Source organism: Sphingomonas naphthae, assembly GCF_028607085.1.
Classification (GTDB): domain Bacteria; phylum Pseudomonadota; class Alphaproteobacteria; order Sphingomonadales; family Sphingomonadaceae; genus Sphingomonas_Q; species Sphingomonas_Q naphthae.
Genome location: NZ_CP117411.1, coordinates 1,403,027 through 1,428,651 on the forward strand (window position 1 = coordinate 1,403,027; position 25,625 = coordinate 1,428,651).

Below are 25,625 nucleotides of genomic sequence, written 5' to 3' on the forward strand. Positions count from 1 at the left end.
GGATGCGGGGCATAGGCCGCTTCATGCGCCGCGCCCGCGTCATGCCCGCCGTGGAGATCGCGACCGTCATCGTCATGGCGGCGATGATGGTCCTCGCCTGGCGCGCCACCGCCGGGGCCGGCGCGCCGCAGCGTCCGCTCTCGCCGCCGATGGTGGCGCTGCTGCTCGTCGCCAATCTGGTGCCGGCGATGGCGCTGATCGTGCTGGCCGCGCGTCGACTGGCCCAGCGCCGCACCCGCCATTCCACGGTTGGCGGGCGCGGGCGGCTTCACGTTCGGCTCGTGGCGATGTTCTCGGTCGTCGCCGCCGTGCCGACCCTGCTGGTGGTGATCTTCGCGTCCTTGCTGTTCCAATATGGCGTGGAATTCTGGTTCTCGGATCGCGCCCGCGTCGTCCTCGAAAGCGCCGACAGGGTCGCCCAGACCTATGTCAACGAAAGCCAGCAGCGGATCATCGACGATGCCACCGCGATGAACAACGATGTCGCCCGGGTGCTGAGCCAGCTGCCGATCGACGATCCGCGCGTCCGCTCCTTCTTCGCCGAGCAACTCGTCAACCGCGTGCTCGACGAGGCGGCGATCATCAGCTTCCCGCCCGGCGGCGCGCCCGCGCTGCTCGGCGGCGCCAATCTCGACAAGCGCCCGCTGGAACAGCGGCTGCCGCCGCGCGTGCTGCCGCTGCTCGCCAACGGACAGCCGCGCGCCACCTTCGCCTCGGGCGACCGGGTCGAGGCGGTCGTGCTGCTCGACGCCAAGTCGCACACCTATTTCTATGCCTCGCGCTATGTCGATCCCACGGTGCTGAAGCAGGCGCAGCGCTCCGCCTCGGCGCTGGGCGCCTATCAGCAGCTCACCACCCGCGCGCGTTCGCTCCAGCTGCGCTTCAACATCACGCTCTTTCTGGTCTCGCTGCTGATCGTGGCGCTGGCGGTGTGGATCGCGCTGGAGGTGGCCGATCGCATGGTCCGCCCGGTCGGCGCGCTGGTGTCCGCCGCTCGCCGGGTCGCGGCGGGCGATTTCACCGCGCGCGCCGCCACCGCCATCACCCCCGATGAACTCGGCACGCTCGCCGGCGCGTTCAACCGTATGACCCGCCGAATCGAGGAGCAGACCGGCGCGCTGGTCTCCGCCAACGGCCAGCTCGAAAACCGCCGCGCCCTGATCGAGGCGGTGCTGTCGGGCGTGTCGGCGGGCGTCGTCTCGATCGATGGCGAGCGGCGCATCACCCTCGTCAACCGCTCCGCCGCGATGATCCTCGATGTCGGCGACGATCTCGTCGGCCGCACCCTGGCCGATGTCGCCCCCGCGCTCGATGGCGTGATCGACGCGGCGGATCGCGACAGCGTCATCCAGTTCGCCACCGGCGGCGATCCGCGCACACTGGCGGTCCGGCTGGTCCGGGTCGAGGCCGGCCACGTCCTCACCTTCGACGATATCACCGAGCAGCTCGCCGACCAGCGCCGCGCCGCCTGGGCCGACGTCGCCCGCCGTATCGCCCACGAGATCAAGAACCCGCTGACCCCGATCCAGCTTGCCGCCGAACGGCTCCAGCGCCGCTATGGCCGCGAGATCCAGTCCGATCCCGCCACCTTCGAGCGGCTGACGCAGACGATCGTGCGGCAGGTGGGTGATCTGCGCTCGATGGTGAACGAATTCTCCGCCTTCGCGCGGATGCCCAAGCCTGAGTTCAAGCCCGAGCCGATCGCCGACATCGCCCGGCAGGCGCTGTTCCTCCACGAAGTTGCCCATCCCGCGATCAGCTTCCGCATGATGGCGCCCGAGCCGTCGCCGATCCTGATCTGCGATCGTCGCCAGCTGGGGCAGGCGCTCACCAACATCGTCAAGAATGCGGTCGAGGCGATCGAGGGCCGCGCGGGCGAGGGCGGGGCAGGGGCCGTCGTGCTGGGCCTCAGCGCGGAGGACGAACGCCTGACCATCGAACTGGCCGACGACGGCATCGGCCTGCCCGCCGAGCGCGAGCGGCTCACCGAACCCTATATGACGACCCGCGCGCGCGGCACCGGCCTGGGCCTCGCGATCGTGAAGAAGATCGTCGAGGAACATCAGGGCACGATCCAGTTCGGCGACAATCCGGGCGGCGGCGCGATCGTGCGCCTCTGCTTCGACATGGCCGCGCTGGCGCCGCTGGCCGGCACCGCGCCTGCCGTGGCCGACCCGCAAGATCAGGACGATGGGCGCCGCCTGCCCGAGTTAACGCGTATGAGGATTGGCTGATGGCACTCGACATTTTGGTCGTCGACGACGAGCGCGACATCCGCGAGCTGGTCGCGGGGGTGCTGGAGGACGAGGGCTATTCCGCCCGCGCCGCCGCCGACAGCGACCAGGTCTTCGCCGAAATCGCGGCGCGGCGCCCCTCGCTAGTGCTGCTCGACGTCTGGCTGGCGGGTTCGAAACTCGACGGGCTGGAAATCCTCGACGAGATCAAGCTGCGCGATCCGACCCTGCCGGTGATCGTGTTTTCGGGCCATGGCAATATCGACACCGCCGTGTCCGCCGTGCGGCGCGGCGCGGTCGATTTCATCGAGAAGCCGTTCGAGAGCGAGCGCCTGCTGCTGATGGTCGCCCGCGCGACCGAGACCGAGCGCCTGCGCCGCGAGAATGCGGTACTGCGCGCCCAGGTCGGCCAGGATGACGAACTCACCGGCACCTCGGCGATCATCAACGGCGTGCGCGCCACCCTGAAGCGCGTCGCCCCCACCGGCAGCCGCGTGCTGCTGTCCGGCCCGGCCGGCGTCGGCAAGGAAGTCGCGGCCCGTCTGCTCCACCAGTGGAGCCCGCGCGCCAACGCCCCGTTCACCGTCGTCGCGGCCGCGCGGATGACGCCCGACCGGGTGGAGGAGGAATTGTTCGGCGTGGAGGACGGCGCCTCGGTCGTCCGCCCCGGCCTGCTCGAACAGGCGCATGGCGGCACGCTCTTCCTCGACGAGATCGCCGACATGCCGATGACGACGCAGGCCAAGATCCTGCGCGTGCTGACCGACCAGAGCTTCGCCCGCGTCGGCGGCAGCCGGATGGTGAAGGTGGACGTGCGCGTCGTTTCGGCCACTTCGCGCGATCTCTCCGCCGAAATCGCCGCCGGCCGCTTCCGCGAGGATCTTTATTACCGGCTGAACGTGGTGCCCGTGCCGATCCCGGCGCTGTCCGAACGGCGCGAGGACATTCCCGTCCTCGTCGAGCATTTCGTCGCCCGATACGCCGCCGATCGCCGCGTCCGCACGCCCGAAATCTCGCCCGACGCGATGGCCGCGCTGCAATCCTACGACTGGCCCGGCAATGTCCGCCAGATCCGCAACATGGTCGAGCGCACCATCATCCTCGCCCCCGGCGACCGCATCGCCCGGATCGACGTGGACATGCTGCCCGCCGAAGTCCTGTCCGATCAGGCGCAGTTCACGCCCGACAACAGCGCCACCAAGTCGATCATGGGCACACCCTTGCGAGAGGCGCGCGAGACGTTCGAGCGCGAATATCTCCGCGTCCAGATCCGCCGCTTCTCCGGCAACATCAGCCGTACCGCGACCTTCATCGGCATGGAGCGGTCGGCATTGCACCGGAAGCTCAAGACGCTCGGTCTCGTTGATCCGCGGGCTGAAGGCGAGGAATAAGGCTGGCGGCGGCGCGGAAGGAAGCGATCTTGAAGCTCAAGGATAGCGGATCGCCACCACTTCCCATTCCTTCGCGCCCGCCGGTAGCACCACCGTCCGCAGATCGCCCACCGTCGATCCGCACAGCGCGCGGGCGAGCGGCGAGCGCCAGCTGATCCGGCCGGCGCTGGCGTCCGCCTCGTCTTCGCCCACCAAAGTGAGGATGCGCTGATTGTCGTCCTCGTCGGCGATCGTCACGGTCGCGCCGAACCACGCCCTCGCGCGATCGGCCTGGGCGGCGGGATCCACCACTTTGGCGCGCTTCATCCGGCGTGAAAGGTGGCCCAGCTCACGATCGATCTCGCGCAGGCGCTTGCGGCCGTAGATGTAATCGCCATTCTCGGATCGGTCGCCGTTGCCCGCCGCCCAGCTGATCGTCTCGACCAGCCTGGGGCGCTCCACGCCGAACAGGTCGTCGTAGCGCGCCCGCATCGCGGCATAGCCAGCGGGCGTGATGAAATTGGGTGGCGGGCCGCTATCCTCGTCGTCGCCGAAGAGCGCGCGGCTCACCCCGGAGTCTTCTTGCCGAGATAGTGCGACAGGCGATCGGTCGAGGGCGTGCGGGCGCGCTGCGGGTTCATCAGATCGTAGACCACCGCATTTTCCAGCACGCGCTGCACATAACCGCGCGTCTCGGTAAAGGGGATCGCCTCGATCCAGTCGACCACGTCCACCCCCGGCATCCGGGGATCGCCATTGGCGCGGATGAACTTGTTCACATTGCCCGGCCCGGCATTGTAGCTCGCCACCGCCAGCACATAACTGCCGTTATAATAATTGAGCATCCGATCGAAGAAGGCCGAGCCCAGCATCACATTGTAGCTCGGCTCGGTCAGGCGCGACGGATCGTGGGCGAGGCCCAGCTTGCCGGCCTGTTCGGCGGCGGTGGCGGGCATCAGCTGCATCATGCCCTTGGCGCCGGTGCGGCTGGTGGCCTGCCGGTCGAACTGGCTTTCCTGCCGGGTGATGGCGTGGACGATCGTCCAGTGATCGGCCATCGTCGGCGGCACGGCGATCGTGGGGAAACCGATACGGATCGGATCGCGGGTGCCCGAATTGCGCGCGTTGCGGCTGACCATCACGCCGAGGTCAGGCCGGGCGATGGCCTGCGCCAGCTCGCCCGCCAGCACATGATCGGCATCGGTCTTGGCATTGGCGGCGATGGTGCGGACGAACATCGTCTGGTCGGCCCAGCGCCCGTCCTGCCCGAGCAGCCGCGCGGCGCGCACCACTTCGCTTTCGAAGAAGGCCTGGCGCTGCGCCGGCGACACCACCAGCGCGGGCGGATCGGCCGGCAGCGCCAGGATGCGGCCCAGCCGCTCGGTGGCGAGCTGGCCGTAATATTGATCGATATTGGCGGCGGCCTGCCCGTAATAGGTCTGCGCCGTCGCGCGGTCGCCCAGCCGTTCGGCCGAGCGGCCCGCCCAATAATAGCCCTTGGTCTGGCTCTGCGGCGTCTGCGATCCGCGCGCATAGGCCAGGAACAGGGGAATGGCGTCGGCCGGACGGTTGAGCTTCTGGAGCGCCTGCACCCCGCCGAGCCACACGAGGCTGGTATAGACGTCGCGCTCGCCGAAGCTGCGCTGGCGTATATCGGTGCCGGCAGGGAAGGCGGCGTCGGCGGCGCGGGCGATGCTCCACGCGGTGGACGCCTGCCCGTCGGCGCCGGCGCCATTGGCGGCGGTCAGCAACGTCTGGAGATATTTCTGCGGCACCAGCGCCGGCGCGTCGAGCTGGCGCGCCTCGCCCAGCCACAGGCGCGAGACCGCGCTCTGGCTGGAATCCCGCAGCCAGTTGGCGCGATCGATCACGAAGCCCGGATCGCGCGTGCCGCCGGGGCCGACCAGCGCGGCCTTGTCCGCCGCGTCCGCCGCACGGGTCTGCATGGCGAGGCGGGCCTGATAGATCGGCTGGCGTGCGGGCGAGACGAGCGCGATCTGGCGCTGCGCGGCGGCGGTCGATCCGTCCCACAGCAATTTCTCCATCCGGCTATCCTGATCGGACTGGCCGAAGGCGCCGGGGAATCGCTGGAGCAGGCGCTGCTCCTCGTCGGGCGGCAGCGCGCCGCCTGTCCAGGCGGCGATGGCGGCGGCGCGGGCCTGCGGGGCCTGCCCGGTCGATTGCAGTGCCTCGGCATAGCGCAGGCGGCCGGTGCTGGTCTGCGGCGGCAGCTTGGCGAAGAAGGCGACGATTGCCGAGGGCGGTGTGACGTCGCGCTGAATCTGGCGCTCGGCCGCGCGGCGCATCGCCGCTTCGCCCGGCCAGCCGGGATGCTGCTCCAGGAAGGTCGCGTAATCGAGGAAGGGCAGGCTGTCGGTCTGCTGGAGGCGATACCATGTCGCCACGGTCGTTCGCAGCGGATCGGTCGCGGGGATCGGCGCGAGCGGGGTGACCGCCGCCGCCGTCGCCTCGCCGGTGATGCCGGGGCGCAGCAGCAGGCCGATCGCGCTGGTCGTCGCCAGCGCCACGGCGATCGTCAGCGGCAGGGCGCGGCGATGCCGGGCCTTGCGCGTATCAGGAGTGCTGGACAGGCGAGGGGGGCGAACCCTATCTGGCGCGGACGCTTTGCGTTTGGGACTCATGGGACCACATATGGCCCGGCCCGGCCGCGAATTGAAGGAGATAAGGATGTTCTCGGGTTCGATCCCGGCGCTGGTGACGCCTTTTCGCGATGGATCGTTCGACGAGGCCGCCTTCCGCAAACTCGTCGACGCGCAGATCGCGGGCGGTTCCTCGGCGCTGGTGCCCTGCGGCACGACCGGCGAAAGCGCCACGATGCTCATCGCCGAGCATAATCATGTGATCGACGTGTGCATCGATCAGGCCGCCGGCCGCGTGCCGGTGATCGCGGGCTGCGGATCGAACGACACGAGCGTCGCGCTCGATCACATGCGCCACGCGCAAAAGGCGGGCGCCGCCGCCGCGCTGGTGGTGCTGCCTTATTACAACCGCCCCAATCAGGACGGCTTGCTGGCGCACTACCGCCATCTCGCCTCGAACTGCGATCTGCCGATCGTCGTCTACAACGTGCCCGCGCGCACCGTGACTGACATCGCCGTCGAGACGCTGGCGGAACTGGCCAAGCTCCCCACGATCGTCGGCATCAAGGATGCCAGCGGCAAGGTGGAGCGGGTCGCCGCCCAGCGCCTCGCCTGCGGTCCCGATTTCTGCCAGCTTTCCGGCAATGACGACATGGCGCTGGGCTTCATGGCGATGGGCGGGGTGGGCTGCATCTCCGTCACCGCCAATGTCGCCCCCGGCCCGTGCGCCGAATTCCAGAAGGCGTGTGCCGAGGGCCGCTGGGCCGATGCGCTGGCGTGGCAGGACAGGCTCTTCCCGCTCCACGCCGCGCTCTTCACCGATGCCTCGCCCGGCCCGGTGAAGTACGCGCTGTCGCGGCTCGACCCCGGTTTCCCGACCGACATCCGCCTACCGATGACCTGGCCGAGCGCCGCCAGCCGCGCGGCGGTGGACGCAGCGCTCGTTCATGCCGGGCTGCTATAAGGCCCGTCATGGCACGCCCCCGCCCCGCAGAATTCGTCAAAGTGAAGACCGTCGCCGAGAACCGGCGCGCCCGCTTCGAATATTTCCTCGAGGATTTCTTCGAGGCCGGCATCGCCCTGACCGGCACCGAAGTGAAATCGCTCCGCTTCGGCGAAGGATCGATCGCGGAAAGCTATGCCGAGGTGGACAAGGACGGGCAGGTCTGGCTGGTGAACGCCAACGTGCCCGAATTCAGCCACGGCAACCGCTTCAACCATGTGCCCAAGCGGCCCCGCAAGCTGCTGCTGCACCACCGCCAGATCGAGAAAATGAAGACCGCCGTCAGCCGCGAGGGCATGACGCTCATCCCGCTCTCGATCTATTTCAACGGCAACGGCAAGGCCAAGGTCGAGCTGGCGCTGGCCAAGGGCAAGAAGCTGCACGACAAGCGCGAGACCGCCAAGGACCGCGACTGGAAGCGCGACCAGGCCCGCATCATGCGGGAGCGCGGCTGATGTTCGATCGGATGCGCGCCTGGTCGCAGCGCAACATGCCGACCCGCGACACGTTCGAGAACAGCCGCTGGCTGCGGCCGATCGCGCATCGCGTGCTGGAGCCGTCGCTGTGGCGCTTCCATCGCCGCTCGGTCGCGCGCGGGGTGGCGCTGGGCGTGCTGGTCGGCGTGCTGATCCCGATCGCGCAGACGGTGTTCGCGGCCCTGCTGGCGCTGCCCGCGCGCGCCAACGTGCCGGTCGCGGCGCTCACCACCTTCATCACCAACCCCTTCACCACCCCGCCGATCTGGCTGGGCGCCTATTGGATCGGCAGCCGGATATTGGGGGCCGAGGGCGCGCAGGTCACGCCCGGCGGGCATGAGGCCGAGATCGGCTGGGTCGAATGGACCTTGACCCAGGCGGGCCCCGCGACCCTGCTCGGCCTCGTCATCATCGCCGTCGTCGGCGCTGCGGTGGGCTATCTGATCGCCTCCTTCGGCTGGCGCGGCTGGGTCGCGCACAAATGGGCCGAGCGCAGCCGCGCCCGCGCGCTGCGCCCCTGAACATGGCGTCGAGCGCCCTCCCGTCGCAGCCGACCCGCCCGCGCGAATGGTGGAAGGTCGCGGTGGTCGTGAAGGCCGCGATCCTGTCGGTCGGGCTGATCTGGGCGTCGCTCGCCAATCTGCCGATCGAGGGCATATTGGGTGGCGCGGCGATCGGCGTGGCGCTGATCCTGGTGACCCCCCGCCTGCTGCGCGGGCGTCAGGTGGTGGCGGCGCCGACCAACGTGGTCGATTGGCCGCTCGTCGCGGCGGCGCTCGACGACAATGACAGCGCCGTCGCGATCACCGACCGGCGCGGGCTGCTGGTGTGCGCCAACCGCACCTACGAACATATCTTCGAGGGCCTCGACGGCCCGCTGTCGCTCGGCGCCGACGCGGGCGAGAGCGAGCGCCTCTCCGCCATCGCCCACGCCGCCTGGCGCGAGGGCGAGGCGCGTGGCGAGGGGATCGGCGTCGCCGGTGGTGGGGCGACGACCCGCGTCCATGTCCGCCGCGGCGGCATCGGCGAGGATTATCTTATCTGGCGCTTCGGCCGCACCCGCGCCCGCAATGCCACCGCCGACGCGGTCGCGCTGGTCGATTCGGCGGCCGGCGGCTGGCTCGGCCATGCCGGGGTGATGGCCGTCGTGGTCGATCGCCTGGGGATGCTGCTGGCGGCCAATGCCGTCTACCGCGTCCGCGCGTTCGGGGATGCAGCGGCCGATCCCGCCGGCCAGCCCTTCGCCGACGCGCTCACCAACGAGAGCGGGCAGTTGCGCTTCGTGATCGACGGCGAGGACGATGATGCCGTCCGCATCATCCACGTCCCCCTCGACGAAGCCGATCCCGAGGGCGACGCGATCCTGCTGCTGATCGACGAGGAGGAAGGCGCGGGCGAACCGCGCCAGTCCGCCACCGCCAGCGTCTACGGCCTGCTCGCCACCCTGCCGCTGGGCCTTGCCCTCACCGAGCGCGACGGGCGCTTCCTGTTCATGAACGCCGCCTTCGGGCAGGCGGCGGGGGTCGGCGGGGCGGATGGCGTGCTGTTCCCCAGCGACCTCGTCGTCGATGAGGACAAGGCGACCGTGTCCGAGGCGGTTCGCCGCTTCTCCGCCGGGCGCGCTCTGCCGGGCGACCTCGCGGTGCGCTTCAAGGCGCGGCCCGAGGAGCCCGTGGCGCTCACCATCGCCGGCGCGCGCGGACTGGGCGAGGCCTCGGTGCTGCTCAGCCTGAAGGACAATAGCGAGGAATCGAAGCTCAAGCGGCAGGTGGCGCAGGCCACCAAGATGCAGGCGGTGGGCCAGCTCGCCGGCGGTGTCGCCCATGATTTCAACAACATATTGACCGCGATCATCGGCCATTGCGATCTGATGCTGATGCGCCATTCGCCCGGCGACATCGATTATGACGACATCCAGCAGGTGAAGCACAACAGCAACCGCGCCGCCTCGCTGACCCGCCAGTTGCTCGCTTTCTCGCGCCAGCAGACCCTGCGGCCGCAGGTGCTGCAGCTGCCCGACGTGATCTCCGAAATCTCCCACCTGCTCAAACGCCTGCTGGGCGAGACGGTGACCCTGACGGTCAAGCATGGCCGCAACCTCGGCTATGTCCGCGCCGATCCGGGCCAGCTGGAACAGGTGATCGTCAACCTCGCGGTCAACGCGCGCGATGCCATGCCCGATGGCGGCACGCTGTCGGTGCAGACCTATATGATGAGCGCGGCCGACGTGCGGCGGATGGACAGCGATATCGTGCCCGTCGCCGATTATGTCGCGCTGTCGGTGTCGGACACGGGCACCGGCATCCCGATCGAGATTCAGGGCAAGATCTTCGAGCCCTTCTTCACCACCAAGGAAGTCGGCAAGGGCACCGGGCTCGGCCTCTCGACCGTCTACGGCATCGTCAAGCAGACCGGCGGCTTCATCTTCGCCGAAAGCGCGCCGGGGCAGGGGACGACCTTCGTCATCTATCTGCCGGTCCATCAGGCGGCCGACCAGCCGCTCGTCCAGCCACTCGCGCCCAAGATCGAGCCCGCGAGCGACCTGTGGGGCACCGGCACGATCCTGCTGGTCGAGGATGACGCGATGGTCCGCGCCGTCGCCGAACGCTCGCTCTCAAGGCAGGGCTATCGCATCCTGACGGCCACCAATGGCGAGGAGGCGCTGGAACTGATCGGGCAGGGCGAGGAGATCGACCTGCTCATCTCCGACGTGGTGATGCCCACGATGGACGGCCCCACCCTCGTCCGCCACGCCCGCGCCCGCCACCCCGACATCCCCGTGCTGTTCATGTCGGGCTATGCCGAGGAGCAGCTCCGCCGATCGATCGACATCGACCGGGTGAATTTCCTGCCCAAGCCTTTTTCGGTGCAGCAATTGGCCACGGCGGCGAAGGATACGCTGGCGGCGAGCAAGGGGTAGGGCGGGGGACAGGCGCGCCGAGCCCAGCCCTTCCCGCATCGTCTCCCCAGCGAAAACTGAGGCTTCCCGACGTCATTCGCACCCGCCCACCGTGCTCCGGCGAAAGCCGGAGCCCAGGGTGTCGCGCGCCACGGCGATCGTAACGCCCCGCTATCCGCTGCCGATTGGCCGATCGCGGCAATGAGGGGGAGTGGTGGTTAGCTGGCTCTTGCCGTGGGGCGGAACAAAGGTCAAAAATGGGATGTGGCATCGACGCAGCAGACCTTCGTCAACGGAAGAGACGGCCCGATCTATGTGTCGGTGGAGCCTTGGCCAGAGAGCTTCGAATTAGAGCCAGGTGATAAGCTGACGCTCGTTTGGGATGCGCCAACCACTGGCGATGCCATGCAGATCGAGTTTATCAACGAACGTGAGCTTGTCGTCTGGCCCGATGGGGCCATCGATGACATCCGTTACCTCTTCAACGGCGAACCGGGCAAGGATCGAAGTTGGATGTTCAAGCACCGGTGATGTCCGCAAGTGTGCGACAGCCGTCATTCACCGTCATGCCGGCCTTGTTCCGGCATCCGCAGAGCCGCCAACGCACCGTTGGCTGCTCGCGCTTTCGTCGGCGCCTGCTACGATGGCCCTAACCCACATCAGCCCCACCACCTCTCCTCCGCGCTCTACCCAAAAAACCCCTAGCGCCGGGCCGTTCGCGCCCTTATCCCTCCGCGCCATGACAACGCCGCTCTCCGTGCTGATCGTCGAGGACGAGCCGCTGATCGTGATGATGCTCGAGGATTTCGTCGATGCGCTCGACCATGTCGTCGCCGGCACCGCGAGCAGCTGCGCCGATGCGCTGGTCGCGGTCGAGAAGGGCGGGTTCGACGTCGCCATCCTCGATCTGCGGCTGACCGACGGCCCCTCCTGGCCGGTGGCCGATGCGCTGGCCGACCGGGGCATTCCCTATCTGCTGGCCAGCGGCGGCCATGTCGATCCACCGCCCGCGCGCCATGCCGGGGCGGTGATGCTGGCCAAGCCCTTCACGATGGACGGCGTGGAGGACGCGCTGAAGCGGGTCGTTTCGCCGAAATAACACCGCCGATGCGGAAAAGCGATGTTCCCCCCTTGTTCTGTTGGAACATTTGCGATACGAAAGCTTTCTGAGGCACGGGGCCATTGACGGAAATGGCCGCTGTCCGCACACGGGAGGCGAGCGCGATGTCGGCATCACTCAAGATCGTTGCTGGTAAGGATACGGGCACAGTGGAACGGCAGAAGGCCCTCGAAGCGGCTCTCGCACAGATCGATCGCGCGTTCGGCAAGGGCTCGGCCATGCGGCTGGGCGCCAAGGAGACGATGCAGGTCGAGGTGATCTCGACCGGGTCGCTCGGCCTCGATATCGCGCTCGGCGTCGGCGGCCTGCCGCGCGGCCGCGTGATCGAGGTCTATGGCCCGGAAAGCTCGGGCAAGACCACGCTCGCCCTCCATGTCATCGCCGAGGCGCAGAAGAATGGCGGCACGGCGGCCTTCGTCGATGCCGAACATGCGCTCGATCCCGTCTATGCCAAGAAACTGGGCGTCAATATCGACGAGCTGATCGTCTCGCAGCCCGACACCGGCGAGCAGGCGCTCGAGATCGTCGATACGCTGGTGCGCTCCAACGCGATCGACGTGCTGGTGGTCGATTCGGTCGCGGCGCTGGTGCCCCGGGCCGAGATCGAGGGCGAGATGGGCGACAGCCATGTCGGCCTCCAGGCGCGGCTGATGTCGCAGTCGCTGCGCAAGCTGACCGGCTCGATCAGCCGCTCGCGCTGCATGGTGATCTTCATCAACCAGCTGCGCATGAAGATCGGCGTGATGTACGGCAATCCGGAGACAACGACCGGCGGCAACGCGCTCAAATTCTACGCCTCGGTCCGCCTCGACATCCGCCGCACCGGCCAGATCAAGGATCGCGACGATATCGTCGGCAACGCCACCCGCGTGAAGGTCGTCAAGAACAAGGTCGCCCCGCCGTTCAAGCAGGTCGAGTTCGACATCATGTATGGCGAGGGCATCTCCAAAGTTGGCGAGATTCTCGACCTCGGCGTGAAGGCTGGGCTCGTCGAGAAATCGGGCGCCTGGTTCTCCTACGACAGCGTCCGAATCGGCCAGGGCCGCGAGAATTCGAAAACCTTCCTGCGCGAAAATCCCGAGATGATGGCCAAGCTGGAAAAGGCCATCCGCACCAAGACCGACGCGGTCGCCGAAGCGCTGATGGTGGGGCCGGGCGAGGACGATTGAGGGTGAGGGCGGGGCGGTTGGCCTGGTGCCGCCGCCCCGCACACCGATTGGTGAAGATCCGGACGGAGCATGATCGCGAACGACGCGACAGGAGGCACACTTCGTGACCTTCGAGAACTTGAACGATCGCCACTACCGTCGTTCCGGCGCAGGCCGGGGCCCATGCCGCTCGCCAGAACAATTGCCATTTCCTCTCGCTTCCCATTGTCCCGGCCCGCTCCGGAACCGTCATTTAGGCGGCTGATCGAGGATTAACGATCCGGGTTCATTTCACGCCGTTCGCCCCGAGCGAAGTCGATTGCCATGCCCCGCGCACGGGGGAGGCGTCGGGCTGCTCATCGTTCGATGCGCCGGCCTTCGCGGCATGCCCGCGCGCAGGTGGGGGGCGAGGCAGTGGAACTCCGGATCATGTCCGCGGCGACGAAGCGGCGTTGGCTATCATGTCATCGGCATCTGGTCTCGTAGCATCGACGTAGGGCATCCATGACCGGAACCGTAGCGCCGACCCGCCGTTCCCGCGCCATGCGACTGCCCCTCCTCGCGAGCCTCTTCCTCGCCACCGCAGCCCCCGGCCAGCAGCCGACCCAGCAACAGGCCGCCGATCCGCAGGCCGACACCAGCGTCGCCCACCCGGCCTATCCCGCCGCGCAGGGCCCGCTCGTCGCGATCGATCAGGGGCATGGCGAGTTCCACACGCTCGCCGGCCGCTACGCCCCCTTCGCCGCCGTCCTGCGCGCCGACGGCTACCGCCTCGCTGCGATCGAGACGCCGCTCTCCGCCGAGACGCTCACGGGCGTGTCGGTCCTCGTCATCGCCAACGCCACCGCGCGCGGGTCGTGGCAGCCGGCCGAGATCGATGCGGTGCATCGCTGGGTCGAGGGCGGCGGATCGCTGCTGCTGATCGCCGATCACATGCCCTTCGGCGCCGCGACCAATCCGCTGGCCGAGCGGTTCGGGATCCATTTCGACAATGGCTTCGCCTTCCAGAAGAATCGCGGCCCGGAATCCTTCACCCGCCGCAACGGCCTGCTGCTCGACGGCCCGCTCACCGCCGCGCACGGGCACCAGAAGGCGATCGACGAAGTCTATGCCTTCACCGGCACCGCCTTCACCGCGCCGCCGTCGGCCACCATCGTCATGCGGCTCGGGCCGGGCTGGTCGATCCTGTCGCCCGCCATTCCCTGGCAATTCGACGGCGCCCCCTCGCGCCCCTCGACCGAGGCGGACCTGCGCGGTGCCATCCTCGATATCGGCAAGGGCCGGCTCGCGGTGTTCGGCGAGGCGGCGATGTTCACCGCCCAGCGCAGCGTGCGCGGTGGCACGATGGGCTTCAACTACCCGAAGGCGACGAAGAACAAGGCCTTTCTGCTCAATACGCTCCACTGGCTGAGCCGGACGGGGTGAGGCGGGGCCAGCCATCGCCGGCGGCTTCTTACAGGTTGGTTGGAGGCTCACTCGCGACCGCATTCCTGCGGAGGCAGGAGCCCAAGGCCCCGGACGATGCGCTTTGTAACCCTGGGCTCCTGCCTCCGCGAGACCGTTGCGCAAGCGGTGTCCGGATAGATTTGCGACCGGGCCGGTGGCGGGATCAGTCCGTTACGCTTGGTGTTGGGTTGGCGCGAGATCTTGGGGTGAAGTTGGGGCTCACCGGGCCACGGCGCGGGCGATGGTCGATGCGGTGAGGGTCAGTAGGGTGGCTCGAGACCCCGGGCTCCTGCCTCCTGCCTCCTGCCTCCTGCCTCCTGCCTCCTGCCTCCGCAGGAGCACGACGACAGCATCAGATCCGCGCGTCGGCCTCGGCCAGCATCCGCTTGGCGCGCAGGTACATTTCCAGCCGGGTCAGGCTGAACAGGCCGAGCGCGAAGGCGATCAGCGGGTCGGTCAGGCTGGCGGCGCTGACGTGGATCATCCCGCGCTGGATCGCGATCGTCGTGGCGAAGCGGATCGCGATCAGCACGACGATGACGATGACGGCCATCGCCGATCCGCGCTGGTTGAGCCGGTGGGTGTTGGGATCGATCGTGATCGCCATATGCGTGCCGCGCCACCAGCCGACCGCGCAGCCAGCCGCCAGCGCCACGGCGCACCATGCCCAGCCGAGGCCCTGCGGCGGGAATTTGTAGAACATCAGCGCCGCGACCGCCGCGTAGAGCGTCGGCACGATCCACAATTGCTCCAGCTTGAGCGGCCGTTCGCGCCGCAGCGAGCGGGTGCGCAGGACGAGCACCAGCACGAACACCAGCGCCATGAAGCCGTAACGATACAGGTCCGCCTGTTGCGGCATGATCTTTTCCCCCCGGAATGGCCGTGACTTACTGTGGCCGGGGCCGCCGCACAATCGCGATCCGCTTTGACCGCGCCGCCGGGCCGTGCTGGGATGCGGGCAGGGCATATCGAGGGGGATGCGAATGAAGCGCGCGATTCTGGGCTTTGTGGCGGCCGGGCTGATGACGGGGACGGCGCTGGCCGCGCCCGAACCCAAGGCGGCGCTGCGGCCTGACCAGCAGGCGTTCTTCGCGCTCTACAAGGAATTGGTCGAGACCAACACGACCCTGTCCGAAGGGAGCTGCACGCTCGCGGCCGAGAAGATGGCGGCGCGGCTGAAGGCGGCGGGCTTCCCGGACGATGCGATCACCCTGTTCGCCACGCCCGAGCATCCCAAGGACGGCGGGCTGGTCGCGGTGCTGCCGGGCAGCGACAAGGCGGCCAAACCGATCCTGCTGCTGGCTCATATCGACGTGGTCGAGGCCAAGCGCGCCGACTGGGTGCGCGATCCCTTCACGCTGATCGAGGAGGACGGCTTCTACTATGCGCGCGGCGCCTCCGACGACAAGGCGATGGCGGCCACCTTCACCGACGCCATGATCCGCTTCCGCCAGCAGGGCTTCAAGCCGAAGCGCACCGTGAAGCTCGCGCTCACCTGCGGTGAGGAGACGACTTACGCCTTCAACGGCGCCGACTGGCTGGCGAAGAACAAGCCCGATCTGATCGCGGCCGAATTCGCGCTCAACGAGGGCGGGGGCGGGCGGATGGACGCCAGCGGCAAGGTCATCAGCCAGTCGGTCCAGGTCGGCGAGAAAGCCGTGCAGAATTACCGGATCGAGACGCGCAATCCGGGCGGGCACAGTTCGGTGCCGGTGCGCGACAATGCGATCTACCAGCTGGCCGACGCGCTGGTGAAGGTGCGCGAGCATGAGTTTCCGGTCCATCTGAACCCGACGACGCAGAATTATTTCGCCAGCCTCGGCAAGAAGATGGGCGGCGAGATGGGCGGGGCGATGGTGAAGATCGCGGCGGACCCGACCGACAAGGCGGCCGACGCGATCGTCTCGCGCGACCGGGGCTATCATTCGATGCTGCGGACGACATGCGTGGCGACCCTGCTGGATGGCGGCCATGCCAACAATGCGCTGCCGCAGCGGGCCGGCGCCAACATCAACTGCCGCATCGCGCCGGGCGAGACGGTGGAGCAGACCGCCGAGGCGCTGAAGACGGCGATCGCCGATCCGGGCGTGGCGCTGAGCGTCACCGCGCCGATCCGCCCGCCGGCCAAGACCCCGCCGCTCGACCCCAGGGTGCTGGGGCCGATGCAGACGCTGGCCAAGACCTATTTCCCCGGCATCACCATCGTGCCGACCATGTCGACCGGCGGCACCGACGCCATCTTCCTCGCGGCGATCGGCATCCCGGTCTATGGCGTGCCGGGCTTCGCGGGCAGCGGCAGCGACGGGGCGCACGGGCTGAACGAGCGTATCCAGATCAAGGCGCTGTATCGGGGGCGGGATTATATGTTCGATCTCATCAAGGCCTATGCCGGCTGAGGCTTCGCGCGGCGGATTTGCGCGGCTATAGCGCGTCGAATCCGGCATCTTGCCGTCGTGGGGGCCCATATGAAGTTCTTCGTCGATACCGCCGACACCAAGGAAATCGCCGATCTGGCCGAAACCGGCCTGCTCGACGGCGTCACCACCAACCCCAGCCTGATCCACAAGGCGGGCCGCGATTTCGTGGAGGTGGTGAAGGAAATCTGCGGGATCGTGCCCGGCCCGGTCTCGGCCGAGGTGGTCGCGCTCGACCATAAGGAAATGATGCGCGAGGCCGAGATCCTGCGGAAGGTGGCGGACAATGTCTGCATCAAGGTGCCGCTGACGATCGACGGCCTGAAGACCTGCAAGGCGCTGAGCAGCGAAGGCACGATGGTCAACGTGACCTTGTGCTTCTCGGCCAATCAGGCGCTGCTGGCGGCCAAGGCGGGCGCGAGCTTCATCTCGCCGTTCGTCGGCCGGCACGACGATATCGGCTTCGACGGCATGGCATTGATCGCCGATATCCGCCTGATCTACGACAATTATGATTTCGGAACCGAGATCCTCGTGGCGAGCGTGCGCCACCCGATCCACATCCTGGAGGCCGCCAAGATCGGCGCCGACGTGATGACCGCGCCGCCCTCCGTCATCAAGATGCTGTTCAACCATCCGCTGACCGACAAGGGCATCCAGGGCTTTCTGGCGGATTGGGCGAAGAGCGGGCAGACGATCGGCTGAGATCCGTCCCATGATCTCCGTTCGTGTCGAGCGAAGTCGAGACACGGAGGCGAGCGCCGTGCTTGTAGCATGTCCCTCGACTTCGCTCGGGACGAACGGTGAGCTAGGCTGCCCGGTATGACAGGCACCGCGCTCGACGACCATCCCGCCCGCCTGGTCGCGGCCGATTGGGCGGCGCATCTGGCGCGGGATCGGCGGCGGTCGGTGCATACGGTGCGGGCCTATGTCGCGGCGGCGCATCGGTTGATCGGATTTCTCGGGCGGCATCGTGCCGGCGCGATCGGCAAGGCGGGGCTGGCCGATGTCGCGCAGGCGGAGTTGCGCGCCTATCTGGCCGAGCGGCGGCAGGACGGGTTGGCCAATGCGTCGGCCGCGCGGGAATTGTCGGCGTTGCGCGGATTTCTCGCCTTCGCGGGCGATGGCGCGCCGCGCATGGCGGGGCCGAGGGTGAAGAAAGGCATCCCCCGGCCGATCGCCCCGGATGATGCGATCGGCTTGGCTGAGGATCTCGACGAGACCGCTTCGCTGCCGTGGATCGGCGCGCGGGATTTCGCGGTGCTGCTGCTGCTCTACGGGGCCGGCCTGCGCATCGGCGAGGCGCTGGGGCTGACCGCAGCCGCGCTGCCTTTGGGCGAGACGCTCGTCGTCACCGGCAAGCGCGCCAAGACGCGGGTGGTGCCGCTGATCGCGCCGGTGCGGGACGCGGTTCAGGCCTATGTCGATCTCTGCCCTTACCCGCTGTCACGCGATCTGCCGCTGTTCCGGGGGGCGCGGGGCGGGGGCTTGTCGGCGGACGTGATCCGCCGGTCGGTGCGCGGGGCGCGGGTACGGTTGGGCCTGAACGATCGCACCACGCCGCACGCGCTGCGCCACAGTTTCGCGACGCATCTGCTGGGGCGGGGCGCGGATTTGCGCTCGTTGCAGGAGCTGCTCGGCCATGCCAGCCTGTCCTCGACGCAGGTCTATACCGGTGTCGATGCGGCGCATCTGCTAGATATCTACAGGAATGCGCACCCCCGCGCCTGACGGGGTTTTCCGAATCGGCCGCCGTCCCCATAGTCCGGCAATGACGGCGTTCGTGCCCCTCCGCATCTTTTCGGCCTACACCATGCTCGAAGGGTCGATCGACCCCAAGGAGATTGCGTCGGCCTCGCGCAAGCTGGGCTTCCCGGCGGCGGCGATCACCGATCGTAACGGCCTGTATGGCGCGATGGCCTATTCGGACGCGGCGGCGAAATCGGGCGTGCAGCCCGTCATAGGCGCGATGCTGGCGGTGGCGCGACCCGGCACGCCCGAGGGCAAGCCGGCGCTGCTCGACTGGCTGGCGCTCTACGCGCAGGACAAGGCCGGTTACGACAATCTGTGCGCGCTCGTCAGCCAGGCGCACCTCGCCCGGCCGCCGCACGAGCCGGCGCATGTCGCGATGGGCGATCTCGAGGGCCGCACCGATGGCCTGATCGCGCTGACGGCGGGCGGGGAGGGCGGCATCGCCCGGCTCTTCGCCGAGGATCAGCCTGCTGGCGCGCGAGCCTATTGCACCCGGCTGGAAGGGTTGTTCCCCCAGCGGCTCTACATCGAACTCGCCCGGCGCGGTGATCGGGTGGAGGAGCGCGCCGAGGACGAACTGGTCGCGCTCGCCTATGATCATGATCTGCCCTTGGTCGCGACCAACCCGGCCTTTTTTGCCGAGCCCGGCTTCCACGCCGCGCACGATGCCATGCTGTGCATCGCGGGATCGGCCTATGTGGATCAGGACGAGCGGGCGCGGTCGTCGCCCGATACCTGGCTGAAGCCCGCCGACGAGATGGCGCGGCTGTTCGCCGATCTGCCCGAGGCGATCGCCAATACGCTGGTCGTGGCCGAACGCTGCGCGGTGGCGGCGCCCAAGCGCAAGCCGATCCTGCCGAGCCTCGCCGGCGATCGCGAGGCGGAATCCGAACAATTGCGGGTGGATTCGCGCGCCGGCCTCGCCCTGCGGCTCGCCGGGCGGACCTTGAGCGACATGGAGCGCGCGGCCTATTTCGAACGGCTCGATTTCGAGCTGGACGTGATCGTCGGCATGGGCTTTCCGGGTTACTTCCTGATCGTCGCCGACTTCATCAAATGGGCGAAGGAACAGGATATTCCGGTAGGGCCGGGGCGCGGATCGGGCGCCGGCTCGGTCGTCGCCTGGGCGCTCACCATCACCGATCTCGATCCGCTGCGGCTGGGCCTGCTGTTCGAACGCTTCCTCAATCCCGAGCGCGTGTCGATGCCCGACTTCGACATCGATTTCTGCGAAACGCGGCGTGGCGAGGTCATCAGCTACGTCCAGAAGAAATATGGCGCCGATCATGTGGCGCAGATCATCACCTTCGGGCGGCTGAAGGCGCGCGCGGTGCTGAAGGATACCGGCCGCGTGCTCCAGATGAGCTACGGCCAGGTCGATCGCCTCGCCAAGCTGGTGCCCAACCACCCGACCGACCCGTGGACGCTCGGCCGCGCCCTCAACGGCGTGTCGGAACTGGCGCAGGAATATAAGAACGACAAGGATGTACGGCGGCTATTTGATCTGGCGGGTAAGCTGGAAGGGCTGCCGCGCCACAGCTCGACCCATGCCGCCGGCGTGGTGATCGGCGATCGGCCGCTCGATCAACTCGTCCCGCTCTACCGCGATCCGCGCTCCGATTTCCCGGTCACCCAGTTCGACATGAAATATGTCGAAGGCGCGGGGTTGGTGAAGTTCGACTTCCTCGGCCTCAAGACGCTATCGGTGTTGCAGAAGGCGGTCGAGATGCTCGCAAAGCGCGGCGTGACGGTCGATCTGCCCGCGCTCGAATGGGACGATCCGGCGGTCTATGCCCTGCTCCAGAAGGGCGACACGGTCGGGGTGTTCCAGCTGGAATCGGAAGGGATGCGGCGGACGCTGGCGGCCGTCCGCCCGACCAATTTCGAGGATATCATCGCGCTGGTGTCGCTCTACCGGCCCGGCCCGATGGACAATATCCCGATGTTCGGCGCCCGCAAGAACGGCCGGGAAGAGATTGAATATCCCCACATCCTGCTCGAACCGATCCTGAAGGAGACCTACGGGATCTTCGTCTATCAGGAACAGGTGATGCAGGCCGCGCAGATCCTGGCGGGCTATTCGCTGGGCGGCGCCGACATGCTCCGCCGCGCGATGGGCAAGAAGGTGCAGGCGGAGATGGATGCCCAGCGGAGCATCTTCGTCGAGGGCTGCGCCTCGGTGAACGCCATCCCGGCGGCCAAGGCCAACGAGCTGTTCGACCTGATCGACAAATTCGCGGGCTACGGCTTCAACAAGAGCCACGCGGCCGCCTATGCGCTGGTCGCCTATCATACGGCGTGGATGAAGGCGCACCACAAGCCGGAATTCTATGCCGCTTCCATGTGTTACGACATGGCCTTGACGGACAAGCTCACCATCTTCGTCGACGATATGCGGCGGTTGGGGGTGGAATGCCTCGGCCCGGACGTGAACCATAGCGAGGCGGAATATACGGTCGAGGCGGGGAAGGTCCGCTACGCCTTGGGCGCGCTCAAGAATGTCGGCGAGAAGGCGATGGAACAGCTGGTCGCCGAGCGGTCGGCCAACGGGCGCTTCACCTCGCTCGACGACTTCGCCAACCGGGTCGATCCCAAGCTGCTCAACCGCCGCCAGATCGAAAGCCTCGCCGCGGGGGGGGCATTCGATTCGATCGATCCCGATCGCGCGCAGGTGCATGGCGGGGCCGAGACGATCCTCGCTCATGCCGCCTCGGCGCATGGCGAGCGCGAGAGCGGGCAGGGCGGGCTGTTCGGCGACGCCGGCACCGGCACGAGCGCGATCCGCTTGCCCAAGGTGGCGCATTGGAGCCTCGCCGAGCGGATGTCGGCGGAGAAGGACGCTTTCGGCTTCTACTTCTCGGCGCACCCGACCGATCGCTATCGCCATCTGTCCGACGCTTATGGGGTCAAGAGCTTCGCCGATCTGGGATCGGTGCCGAGCTTCGAGGTGACCTATGACGATCGCGGCAAGCGCAGCGAGGCGCCGACCTGGAAGATGGCCGCGCTGGTCGAGGATGCGCGCTGGCGCACCTCCGCCAAGGGGCGGCGCTACATGATGGCGACCTGCTCGGACGCCTCGGGCCAGTTCATCGCGACCTGCTTCGACGATCTCGTCTCGGCCGATCTGGAGCAGGCGGCCAAGGCGGGCGGCTGCGGGCTGCTGACGGTCGAGGTGGATCGCCGCCCCGGCGAGGAAACGCCGAGGGTGACGATCCGGGGGGTCCAGCCGTTCGAGGGCATGGCGACGACCGTGCGCCTGCGCCTGACGATCGAGACCGACGACCCACGGGCGCTGCCGGCGCTGGCGCAACTGGTGGCCGGCGCGCGCGGCGGGCGGGGCGAAATCCGGCTGATCGCGCACCTGCCCGATGGGGGCATCCTGCCGATGGCGCTGGGTGGGGATTTCCAGTTGGATGCCGAACTGGCCGCGCGGATCGAGCGGTTGCCGAGGGTTACGACGACCCTGGCGACAGTGCCGGTGCCGTCGCTACGGATGGTTTCCTGACCCCTACACCCGTTCGTCCCGAGCGCAGTCGAGGGACGTGGCCCCAAATGGTGTCGCCCAGTCGCCCGTCCTTCGACTTCGCTCAGGCCGAACGGGGGATATCTGGCGCCCTTCAAAACAGGTTCAGTTGCGGCCCCTGTGGCGGCACGAACAGGTCCGTCCTGATCCTGAACCGCTCCCGATTGAGGCCATGGCGTTTGCAGGCGATCTGGAAGCGGCCGCGCATCAGATCGGCCCAGGGGCCGGTGCCGCGCATCCGGGTGAAGAAATTGGGGTCGTTCTCCCGCCCGTCGCGGATCGAGGTGATGATCGACATGACCTTGCCGGCGCGATCGGGGTGGTGCGCCTCCAGCCACGCCCGGAACAGCGGCGCCACCTCGTGCGGCAGGCGGACGGGCAGGAAGAAAGCGGAACGGGCGCCGTGGGCGGCGGCGGCCTCGATGATATGCTCCATCTCGTGATCGGTGATCGCGGGGATGACGGGGGCGAGCGACACGAAGGTCGGCACGCCCGCATCCGACAGTGCCTTGACCGCCGCCAGCCGGCGGGCGGGGTGCGGCGCGCGCGGTTCCAGCGTGCGCGCGGTCGCCGGATCGATCGTCGGGATCGACATCGCCACCGCGACCAGCCCGCGCGCGGCCATCGGCGCCAGGATATCGAGATCGCGCACCACCCGGTTGGATTTGGTGGTGATGGTGCAGCCGTGGCCATGTTCGGCGAGGATTTCCAGCAGTTGGCGGGTCAGGTGATAGCGGCCCTCGATCGGCTGATAGGGATCGGTGTTGGTGCCCATCGCGATCGGCTTCGGCTCATAGCCGCGCTTCCCCAATTCGGCGCGGAGGAGGGCGGGGGCATCGGGCTTGGCGAACAGCTTCGTCTCGAAATCGAGGCCGGGCGACAGATCGTGGAAGGCGTGGGTCGGCCGGGCGAAGCAATAGATGCAGCCATGCTCGCATCCGCGATAGGCGTTGATCGAGCGATCGAAGCCTATGTCGGGGGAGTTGTTCTTGGTGATGATCGTGCGCGGCGTCTCGTGCGCCACGGTAGTCCGCAGCGGGGGCAGATCGCCGTCGATCGCGCCGCGATCGTCGAGCCAGTCGCCATCCTCCTCCCGCGCCTTCAGGTTGAAGCGGGTGGAAACTTCGTTGACCGTGGCGCCACGGCCGCCTGTCGCGATCGAAGGCATGGCATCGGTATAACGGAACAAAAGAAGAACGCAATCGTTTCCGCGATCGGCGGGTTGGTTTTGTCGGCCTGCCCCGGCTAAAGCCCCGGCGACACATCTGCGGAGACAAGCCCCATGAAGACCCGTGCCGCCGTCGCGTTCGAGGCGAAGCAGCCGCTGGAGATCGTCGAGGTCGATCTGGAGGGGCCGAAGGCCGGCGAGGTGCTGGTCGAGATCATGGCGACCGGCATCTGCCACACCGATTCCTACACGCTCGACGGGCTCGACAGCGAAGGGATCTTCCCCAGCATCCTCGGCCACGAGGGCGCGGGCATCGTGCGCGAGGTGGGGCCGGGCGTGACCAGCGTGGTGCCGGGCGACCATGTCATCCCGCTCTACACGCCCGAATGCCGCCAGTGTAAATCGTGCCTCAGCGGCAAGACCAACCTGTGTACCGCGATCCGCGCGACGCAGGGCAAGGGGCTGATGCCCGACGGCACCACCCGCTTCAGCTACAAGGGCCAGCCGATCTTCCACTACATGGGCTGCTCGACCTTCTCGAACTTCACCGTCCTGCCCGAGATTGCGGTCGCCAAGATTCGCACCGACGCGCCGTTCCAGACGAGCTGCTACATCGGCTGCGGCGTCACGACCGGGGTTGGCGCGGTGGTCAATACCGCCAAGGTGCAGGTCGGCGAGACGGTCGTGGTGTTCGGGCTCGGCGGTATCGGCCTGAACGTGATCCAGGGCGCGCGGATGGTGGGGGCGGACGTGATCGTCGGCGTCGATCTCAACCCCGATCGCGAGGCATGGGGCCGCCAGTTCGGCATGACCCATTTCATCAACGGCACGGGCAAGAGCCGCGATCAGGTGATCGCCGAGGTGCTGGCGCTGACCGACGGCGGCGCCGACTACAGCTTCGACGCGACCGGCAATACCGAGGTGATGCGGACGGCGCTGGAATGCTGCCATCGCGGCTGGGGCGAGAGCATCATCATCGGCGTGGCGGAGGCCGGGAAGGAGATCGCGACCCGGCCATTCCAGCTCGTCACGGGCCGGGTGTGGAAGGGCACGGCCTTCGGCGGCGCCAAGGGCCGGACCGACGTGCCCAAGATCGTCGACTGGTACATGAACGGCAAGATCGATATCGACCCGATGATAACCCACGTCCTCACGCTGGACGAAATCAACAAAGGGTTCGATCTGATGCACGCGGGTGAAAGCATCCGCTCCGTCGTGGTCTACTAGGGGAGACAGAAACGATGTTCAGTCATGTGATGTTGGGCGCCGCCGATATCGAGGCGTCCAAGACCTTCTACGATGCGGTGCTGGGCGCGCTCGGCATCAAACCGGGGATGAGCGATCCCAAGGGACGCGTCGCCTATCTGCATCCGGGCGGCACCTTCCTGCTGACCCTGCCGATCAACGGCGAGCCGGCGTCCTGCGCCAACGGCGGCACGATCGGCTTCGCGGCGTCGTCACCGGAGGCGGCCGATGCGTGGCACGCGGCGGGCGTGGCGAACGGCGGCACCCCGTGCGAGGACCCGCCCGGCGTACGCGAATCGCCGTTCGGCAAGCTCTACCTCGCCTATCTGCGCGATCCGGCGGGCAACAAGATCTGCGCCATGCACCCCGTGGCGGCCTGATGGAGACCGTCTCGGTCACGAAGGCGTTCGGGGGCACGCAGGGCGTCTACCGCCATGCCTCCACCGCGACGGGCACGGACATGACCTTCTCGGTCTATGTCCCGCCCCATGCGGAGGGGATGAAGCTGCCGGTGGTGTGGTATCTGTCGGGCCTCACCTGCACCCACGCCAACGTGACCGAGAAGGGCGAGTTTCGCGCCGCCTGCGCGGAGCTGGGGCTGATCTTCGTGGCGCCAGACACCAGCCCACGCGGCGAGGACGTGCCGGACGACCCGGACGGCGCCTGGGATTTCGGGCTGGGCGCGGGCTTCTACGTCGATGCGACCGAGAAGCCGTTCGCCGCCAATTACCATATGTGGACCTATGTGACCGAGGAACTGCCCGGGCTGGTCGCGGCGGAGTTTCCGGCCGACATGGCCCGCCAGTCGATCATGGGCCATTCGATGGGCGGCCATGGCGCGCTGACGATCGGGCTGACCTGCCCCGATCGCTACAAGGCGGTCTCCGCCTTCGCGCCGATCGTGGCGCCGTCGCAGGTGCCGTGGGGGCAGAAGGCGCTCGGCGGCTATCTCGGGGATGACCGGGTGGCGTGGGGCGCGCATGACGCGGTGGCGCTGATCGCGGGCGGCGCGCGGGTGCCGGAATTGCTGGTCGATCAGGGGGATGCCGATGGCTTCCTCGATCAGCTGAAACCCGATCTGCTGGCCGATGCCTGCGCGGAAGCGGGGATCGCGCTGACGCTGAGGATGCAGCCCGGCTACGACCACAGCTATTATTTCATCTCGACCTTCTTGGGCGATCATCTGCGCTGGCACGCCGAGCGGCTGGGGTAATCCTTATCCCCCTC

21 protein-coding genes are annotated in these 25,625 nt (G+C 67.9%); 17 read left to right on the forward strand and 4 right to left on the reverse strand.

Annotation, left to right across the window (positions count from 1 at the left end):
- Nucleotides 1–2 precede the first annotated feature (2 nt).
- Nucleotides 3–2,234, forward strand: a complete 2,232-nt coding sequence (locus PQ455_RS06580; RefSeq protein ID WP_420542860.1) for a sensor histidine kinase — start codon at nt 3–5, stop codon at nt 2,232–2,234.
- The gene (gene ntrX, locus PQ455_RS06585) at nt 2,234–3,625 is read left to right on the forward strand and encodes a nitrogen assimilation response regulator NtrX (RefSeq protein ID WP_273690298.1); all 1,392 of its coding nucleotides are present in this window, start codon (nt 2,234–2,236) and stop codon (nt 3,623–3,625) included. Before PQ455_RS06580 ends, ntrX begins: the two co-directional genes overlap by 1 nt.
- 36 nt (nt 3,626–3,661) lie before the next feature.
- Here the strand turns inward: ntrX and PQ455_RS06590 are convergent, their stop codons facing one another.
- Together PQ455_RS06590 and PQ455_RS06595 are read right to left on the reverse strand one after the other, a co-directional pair.
- Nucleotides 3,662–4,096: a GreA/GreB family elongation factor gene (locus tag PQ455_RS06590; RefSeq protein WP_273691282.1), complete on the reverse strand. Its 435-nt coding sequence runs from the start codon at nt 4,094–4,096 to the stop codon at nt 3,662–3,664.
- Between the two features lie 74 nt (nt 4,097–4,170).
- Nucleotides 4,171–6,132 carry a lytic transglycosylase domain-containing protein gene (locus PQ455_RS06595; protein ID WP_273690299.1) on the reverse strand — a complete coding sequence of 654 codons (1,962 nt, stop codon included), beginning with the start codon at nt 6,130–6,132 and terminating at the stop codon, nt 4,171–4,173.
- Nucleotides 6,133–6,292: 160 nt separating this feature from the next.
- Here PQ455_RS06595 and dapA point away from each other — a divergent pair, with 160 nt between their 5' ends.
- The 8 genes from dapA (at nt 6,293) to PQ455_RS06635 (ending at nt 14,275) form a co-directional block, all read left to right on the forward strand.
- Nucleotides 6,293–7,168, forward strand: a complete 876-nt coding sequence (dapA, locus tag PQ455_RS06600) for a 4-hydroxy-tetrahydrodipicolinate synthase (RefSeq protein WP_273690301.1) — start codon at nt 6,293–6,295, stop codon at nt 7,166–7,168.
- Nucleotides 7,169–7,176: 8 nt separating this feature from the next.
- Entirely contained in the window at nt 7,177–7,662 is a 486-nt protein-coding gene (smpB, locus tag PQ455_RS06605) for an SsrA-binding protein SmpB (RefSeq protein ID WP_273690303.1), read from the forward strand.
- Nucleotides 7,662–8,204 (forward strand): DUF2062 domain-containing protein, encoded by a 543-nt coding sequence (locus PQ455_RS06610; RefSeq protein ID WP_273690304.1) that lies wholly within the window; start codon nt 7,662–7,664, stop codon nt 8,202–8,204. Before smpB ends, PQ455_RS06610 begins: the two co-directional genes overlap by 1 nt.
- Before the next feature lie 2 nt (nt 8,205–8,206).
- Complete coding sequence (locus PQ455_RS06615) at nt 8,207–10,603, forward strand: hybrid sensor histidine kinase/response regulator (protein ID WP_273690305.1); 2,397 nt, start codon at nt 8,207–8,209, stop codon at nt 10,601–10,603.
- Between the two features lie 243 nt (nt 10,604–10,846).
- The gene (locus PQ455_RS06620) at nt 10,847–11,113 is read left to right on the forward strand and encodes a hypothetical protein (RefSeq protein WP_273690306.1); all 267 of its coding nucleotides are present in this window, start codon (nt 10,847–10,849) and stop codon (nt 11,111–11,113) included.
- A gap of 208 nt (nt 11,114–11,321) precedes the next feature.
- Nucleotides 11,322–11,681, forward strand: coding sequence for a response regulator (locus PQ455_RS06625; protein ID WP_273690308.1), 360 nt, complete (start codon nt 11,322–11,324; stop codon nt 11,679–11,681).
- 125 nt (nt 11,682–11,806) lie between these two features.
- Complete coding sequence (gene recA / locus PQ455_RS06630) at nt 11,807–12,871, forward strand: recombinase RecA (protein ID WP_273690310.1); 1,065 nt, start codon at nt 11,807–11,809, stop codon at nt 12,869–12,871.
- Between the two features lie 483 nt (nt 12,872–13,354).
- Complete coding sequence (locus tag PQ455_RS06635) at nt 13,355–14,275, forward strand: DUF4350 domain-containing protein (RefSeq protein WP_273690312.1); 921 nt, start codon at nt 13,355–13,357, stop codon at nt 14,273–14,275.
- A gap of 373 nt (nt 14,276–14,648) precedes the next feature.
- Here PQ455_RS06635 and PQ455_RS06640 read toward each other — a convergent pair whose 3' ends face one another.
- Nucleotides 14,649–15,155 (reverse strand): CcdC protein domain-containing protein, encoded by a 507-nt coding sequence (locus tag PQ455_RS06640; RefSeq protein WP_273690313.1) that lies wholly within the window; start codon nt 15,153–15,155, stop codon nt 14,649–14,651.
- A 124-nt stretch (nt 15,156–15,279) separates the two neighbouring features.
- Between PQ455_RS06640 and PQ455_RS06645 the strand changes: the two genes are divergently transcribed.
- The 4 genes from PQ455_RS06645 (at nt 15,280) to dnaE (ending at nt 21,967) form a co-directional block, all read left to right on the forward strand.
- The gene (locus PQ455_RS06645) at nt 15,280–16,692 is read left to right on the forward strand and encodes a M20/M25/M40 family metallo-hydrolase (protein WP_273690314.1); all 1,413 of its coding nucleotides are present in this window, start codon (nt 15,280–15,282) and stop codon (nt 16,690–16,692) included.
- Nucleotides 16,693–16,761: 69 nt separating this feature from the next.
- Nucleotides 16,762–17,415, forward strand: coding sequence for a fructose-6-phosphate aldolase (gene fsa / locus PQ455_RS06650; protein WP_273690315.1), 654 nt, complete (start codon nt 16,762–16,764; stop codon nt 17,413–17,415).
- A gap of 117 nt (nt 17,416–17,532) precedes the next feature.
- Complete coding sequence (locus PQ455_RS06655; RefSeq protein WP_273690317.1) at nt 17,533–18,441, forward strand: tyrosine recombinase XerC; 909 nt, start codon at nt 17,533–17,535, stop codon at nt 18,439–18,441.
- An 82-nt stretch (nt 18,442–18,523) separates the two neighbouring features.
- Entirely contained in the window at nt 18,524–21,967 is a 3,444-nt protein-coding gene (gene dnaE / locus PQ455_RS06660; protein WP_273691284.1) for a DNA polymerase III subunit alpha, read from the forward strand.
- A gap of 112 nt (nt 21,968–22,079) precedes the next feature.
- On the opposite strand, the gene PQ455_RS06665 is transcribed toward dnaE, so the two are convergent.
- Complete coding sequence (locus PQ455_RS06665) at nt 22,080–23,153, reverse strand: PA0069 family radical SAM protein (protein ID WP_273690318.1); 1,074 nt, start codon at nt 23,151–23,153, stop codon at nt 22,080–22,082.
- A gap of 114 nt (nt 23,154–23,267) precedes the next feature.
- Between PQ455_RS06665 and PQ455_RS06670 the strand changes: the two genes are divergently transcribed.
- Genes PQ455_RS06670 through fghA form a run of 3 tightly spaced genes read left to right on the forward strand, consistent with a single transcriptional unit; the run spans nt 23,268 to nt 25,611 of the window.
- Nucleotides 23,268–24,380 carry an S-(hydroxymethyl)glutathione dehydrogenase/class III alcohol dehydrogenase gene (locus tag PQ455_RS06670; RefSeq protein WP_273690320.1) on the forward strand — a complete coding sequence of 371 codons (1,113 nt, stop codon included), beginning with the start codon at nt 23,268–23,270 and terminating at the stop codon, nt 24,378–24,380.
- A gap of 14 nt (nt 24,381–24,394) precedes the next feature.
- Nucleotides 24,395–24,778, forward strand: coding sequence for a VOC family protein (locus tag PQ455_RS06675; protein ID WP_273690322.1), 384 nt, complete (start codon nt 24,395–24,397; stop codon nt 24,776–24,778).
- Nucleotides 24,778–25,611 (forward strand): S-formylglutathione hydrolase, encoded by an 834-nt coding sequence (gene fghA, locus PQ455_RS06680; RefSeq protein WP_273690323.1) that lies wholly within the window; start codon nt 24,778–24,780, stop codon nt 25,609–25,611. Before PQ455_RS06675 ends, fghA begins: the two co-directional genes overlap by 1 nt.
- The last annotated feature ends 14 nt before the right edge of the window (nt 25,612–25,625 follow it).